General features: G+C 58.4%; 4 protein-coding genes. 2 read left to right on the forward strand and 2 right to left on the reverse strand.

The genetic code is table 11. The features are described 5' to 3' along the window. Positions 1 to 257, reverse strand: a 257-nt coding sequence (locus GXX82_09540) for an SMC-Scp complex subunit ScpB (protein ID NLT23277.1), incomplete at its 3' end; no start/stop codon positions are given. After that, positions 236 to 1,177, reverse strand: a complete 942-nt coding sequence (gene miaA / locus GXX82_09545; protein NLT23278.1) for a tRNA (adenosine(37)-N6)-dimethylallyltransferase MiaA — start codon at positions 1,175 to 1,177, stop codon at positions 236 to 238. The genes GXX82_09540 and miaA, both read right to left, overlap by 22 nt. Positions 1,178 to 1,205: 28 nt before the next feature. Between miaA and GXX82_09550 the strand changes: the two genes are divergently transcribed. Then, entirely contained in the window at positions 1,206 to 3,059 is a 1,854-nt protein-coding gene (locus GXX82_09550) for a PBP1A family penicillin-binding protein (protein NLT23279.1), read from the forward strand. 605 nt (positions 3,060 to 3,664) lie between these two features. Beyond that, the coding region (locus tag GXX82_09555; GenBank protein NLT23280.1) for a hypothetical protein at positions 3,665 to 4,938 on the forward strand (1,274 nt) is incomplete at its 3' end.

The raw sequence follows: 4,938 nt of genomic DNA on the forward strand, positions 1-4,938 counted from the left end.
GAGAGACCCACGTCCTTTTCCCGGACAAAACGCCTGACCCAGTCGCGGTAGGCGACCTTCGTCCTCATCTGGAAACCGCCGGCCACCTCAGCCACCTCGACGGACCGCCCGGGGTCGGAATACTCCGCCGCAAGGGCGCGGAAGGCGCTCTCGATCTCCTCGAGTGAAAACTCCCCGAGACGCCGAGCGACCTGTTTCACCGTCACCGGCCTCGCTGATGAAAAGAGGACCGCCTCTATGATGTTCTTAAGTTCCATCGACCCGCAAACCCCGACACCGTCTCGATGATCCTGTCCATCTCACGGGGATGCTCGAACCATCGCATGTCCTTCTCTTTTGCAAACCAGGTGAATTGCCTCTTGGCATAGCGTCGGGTATTTTTCTGTATATCTTTTACCATATCTTCATATCCAATGGAACCACTAAGATATCGCAGGACCTCGCGGTATCCAATGCTCGAAAAGGGCTTCGACTCACCGGAATAACCCCGCGCCAGAATGTCCTTCACCTCGCCCACAAGACCCCGGGAAAGCATGGCAAGCACCCTCTCATCTATCCTGCGATAGAGTTCCTCGCGCGGCGCCGTGAGGCCGATGCCGCAGATATCATACCGCGGCTCGCGAAAGCCGTGCTCCTTCTCGAGCTCAGAGAAAGGCCTCCCGCCCAAAAGGTACACCTCCATGGCCCGGACAGCCCGCACGCGGTCCCGGAAGCTGATCCTTAAGGAATACGCCGGATCGACGGCCTTGAGTCTCTCGTAGAACGCGATGGGGTCCCGGGCATATTCGGCACGCAGCCGTTCGCGGAGCGCGCCGTCCCTTTTCGCCGGGAAAAGTCCGTAGAAAAGGGCCCTCAGGTAGAGTCCTGTGCCGCCGACGATGATGGGCACGGCGTCCCGTGCACTGATATCGGAAATGGCCCTGTCGGCCGCGTCCCGAAAAAGGGCCGCGTTGAACTCCCCGTCGGGATCGACGATGTCCACCAGGTGATGGGGGACCCTCGTGCGGGCAGCGGCCGAGGGCTTCGCCGTCCCGATATCGAAATAGCGGTACACCTGCATGGAGTCGCCGTTGACTATCTCGCCTCCGAGGCCTTCCGCCAACATGACGGCGAGATCCGATTTGCCCGTGCACGTGGGTCCGCTTATCGCGACGACCCTGATCCTGTTTGATAACATGGGTGATATACAGTATAATAACCCCCGGATGTATTCAAGGATTATAAAACTCACCGTCATCCTCGTCATGCTGCCCATGATCTTCGGGGTGGGCCTCGGCTACGGCCTCGTGAACTACCTCGAGATCCCCGACGTTAAACAGCTCGAAAGCTACCGCCCCAAGTCGGCCACCAGGCTCTATGCCGACGACGGCACCCTCTTCGCGGAGCTTTTTGTCGAAAAGAGGATACCCATCCCGCTGACGGAAATGCCCAAGCACCTGAGACTGGCCTTCGTCGCTATCGAGGATGTGCGGTTCTACAGCCATTTCGGGGTCGACATCCGCGGCATCGGGCGCGCCTTCCTGCGCAACGTCATGAGACAGGGGATCACCGAGGGGGCCTCTACGATCACTCAGCAGCTCGCCCGGAACCTCTACCTGACTCCCCAGAGGACGTACAAGCGAAAGATAGAGGAGGCCATCCTCGCTATCCAGATAGAGAGGACCTATTCCAAGGATGAGATACTCAACATGTACCTCAACCTCATCTACCTCGGCGAAGGGGCGCACGGGGTGGAAGCGGCCGCGTACACGTACTTCCACAAGAAGGCGAAGGACCTTTCCCTGGAGGAATCGGCAATGCTGGCGGCGCTCACCAAGTCTCCTTCCCGCCTCTCCCCATACAAAAACGCCGCCCGGACGGTTGAACGGCGCAACACGGTCCTCAAAAAGATGTACGAGGCCGGGTTCATCGACAAGGTGAGCTACTCCAAGGCTGTCGAGACGACACTCGCCATCGCACCCTTCAAGGCATACGAAAAGAGAACGGGGTATTTCACCGAATACGTGAAACAGGTGCTCGAGGAGTATGTGGAACACGCCCAGGACGTTTTCACCAGCGGCTTCAACGTGAAGACCACGATGAACCTCAAAATGGTCCAGTACGCTTACGAGGCCATAGAGAAAGGCATGGAAGCCTACAAGAAACGCCATCCCGGGGTCAGGGAACTGCCCGAGGTGGCCCTCGTCGCCATGGAGGTCAAGACAGGGGAGCTGAAGGTCCTGGTGGGCGGACGGGATTTCTCCCAGTCGCCTTACAACAGGGCCGTGCAGGCCAGAAGGCAGCCTGGTTCATCTTTCAAGCCCCTTATCTATCTCACGGCCCTGGAGCAAGGATACACCCCTGACACCATGCTCAGGGACTCCCCCCTCTCCTACACGAACCCTTACACGGGCGTCGGGTGGAACCCCCGGAACTACGGCAACGAATATCACGGCGATGTGACCATGCGCAGGGCTCTCGAGCTCTCCCTCAACACGGCAACCATCCGCCTTCTCGAGCAGGTGGGCCTCGAGAATGTCATCGACATGGCCAAGCAGCTCCACATTACGAGCAGGTTCGAACCGAACCTTTCCCTCGCGCTCGGTACGACAGAGATAGCTCCCATCGAACTCGCCGCGGCCTATGCCACCTTCGCCCGTGGCGGAGCATACGTCCAACCCATATCCGTCAAGGCCATCACGACCATGGACGGGGAGGAGCGCTATCGCGAAGAGGCCGTTGAAGAGCCGATCGTCACACCCGAGACCGCTTACACCCTTGTCGACGTCATGAAGGGTGTCGTGAAGCGCGGCACCGCACGGGCCGCCGCGAAGATGCCCTATTATCTCGCAGGCAAGACGGGGACCACCGACGACTTCCGCGATGCCTGGTTCATCGGGTTCTCGCCGAACCTCCTCTGTGCCGTCTGGGTGGGTTACGACAAGAAGACGAACCTCGGAGCCAAGGAAGCGGGCGGTACAACGGCGCTGCCCATCTGGATCGAGTTCATGTCGAAGGCACTTCCCCTCTACCCCAACACGGATTTCCCGCCACCCACGGTGGACCTGCACCAACCATAACCAGAACAAGAGAGTAATCTCGCCTTAATCCCCGACAAGAAGCTCGTCGTTATAGGACCAATAGGATTCATAGGACCTGTAGGACATATAGGACCTATAGGACGCGTGGGACCTATAGGACGGTATGAAAGTGACTGAGGGTGGGGGTGATTTCCTGGGGGGATGGGAGGGTATATCCCTTTTCTCCGACGTCAGGGGCGGGCAGAGAAGGCGGGTATCGGCCTTTGCCTGTTCGTGTATGGTTTGGGTTGATTGGGCACATTGGTTGGGAGGGGAGAGCCTGCGGGAACGTATATTGACGCAGGATGTTGGCGCGAGGTTCCCGGATGTGCCGGGTCTCGGCGCGCATCGAAAGACAATGATAGAAAGGTGAGGTTCGATCATGATATTCGGCTTGAGCTGGGGCGTCTTTCTGGCGTACGTAGTGGGACTTGTTACCGTTGCCCTTTCACTCATCACGGCGTTCTCGGCCAAAGATGAGGATTGGAAGGTCGACAGGATCGACGACTGAAAGAACGGTCCGGCGGCATCCGCAGTACTTCCCTCAAGGGAATACCGAAGACCAGCACCATCCAATTCACGCGGCACCTGCGAAGGAGACAGACATGCAGAACTACGTTCCCGGCCTCGAAGGCTACATTCCAACGGCAATCATCATCTTCGTCATCTATATCGCGGCAAACGTGGCAATAGGCATCTGGGGCATGCGCAAGATCAAGAGCGCCGACAGCTACTACACCTCGGGCCATTCCATGGGTTCCTGGGCGGTGGCTCTCGCCTTCGGTGCCACCTGCTACAGCGCGACGCTCATCATCGGGTTCGGGGGAAAGGCCTATGATGTGGGCACGTCCCTCATGTGGGTCGCCGCATCGAACATATTCTTCATGACCTATCTTGTCTGGGTGGTCCTGGGCAAGAGGGTCCGCAGGCTTCAGGAAAAGTTCGGCGCCTTTACCGTCACGGAGATGATCGTGAAACGGTACCGGTCCGAGGCCTTGCGCCCCATTCTGGCCGTGGTCGTCGCCTTCTCGATGATAGCCTATACCATTGCCGTCCTCACGGGGACGGCGCGCCTCTTCGAGGTGCTCTTCCATATCCCCTTCTTCTGGGCGCTCATCATCGTCATCTTCGTCATCGGTTTCTACGTGACGACAGGCGGGATAGTATCGACCATCTATAACGATTTCCTTCAGGGCGTTGTCATGTTCTTCGGCATCCTTCTTCTCTTTCTCTACGTCTATTCAAATACCGGGTTCGTCTCCGGCTACGAGGAGCTTGGCAGGAAGCTTGGCGATGTCTATGTCACCATGCCGGGAAAGATATCCTGGTGGGGCCTCATATCTGTCTGTCTCGTCACCAGCCTCATACCCTGGGGAATGCCCCAGATCGTCCATTACATGTTCATTGCCCGTGACGCGAAGGCGATCAACTGGGCGATACCGATCGTCACGGTCTGGACCTTCATCATCGTCTACGGAATCTACTACGCCGGGCCCATGGCACAGCTCATACTCGGCCCCGACATACACACCGACAAGGTGATGCCAACGCTCATAAAGACCATCATGCCCTCCCTCGGGATCGGCATAGTCCTTTCCTCCGTGGCGGCGGCATCCATGTCGACCATGGCGGGCACCTCCCTGCAGGGGGCCTTCGCCATCTCCCGCGACCTCTGCCAGAAGACCCTCTGGAGAAAGATGAGCGATGAGAAGGTGCTGACCCTCTCAAAGCTGGTCAACATCGCCGTCATAGTCTTCTCCGCGTGCCTCGCCTATCTTCGTCTTGCCAACATCGCCGAGATATTCATGATCGGCGCCGCCGCGAGCTGCGCGGCCTTCGTCCCCATCCTCGTCTGCGGGCTCTACTGGAAGAGAGGGAC

The sequence above is a fragment of the Syntrophorhabdus sp. genome, assembly GCA_012719415.1.
Classification (GTDB): Bacteria; Desulfobacterota; Syntrophorhabdia; order Syntrophorhabdales; family Syntrophorhabdaceae; genus Delta-02.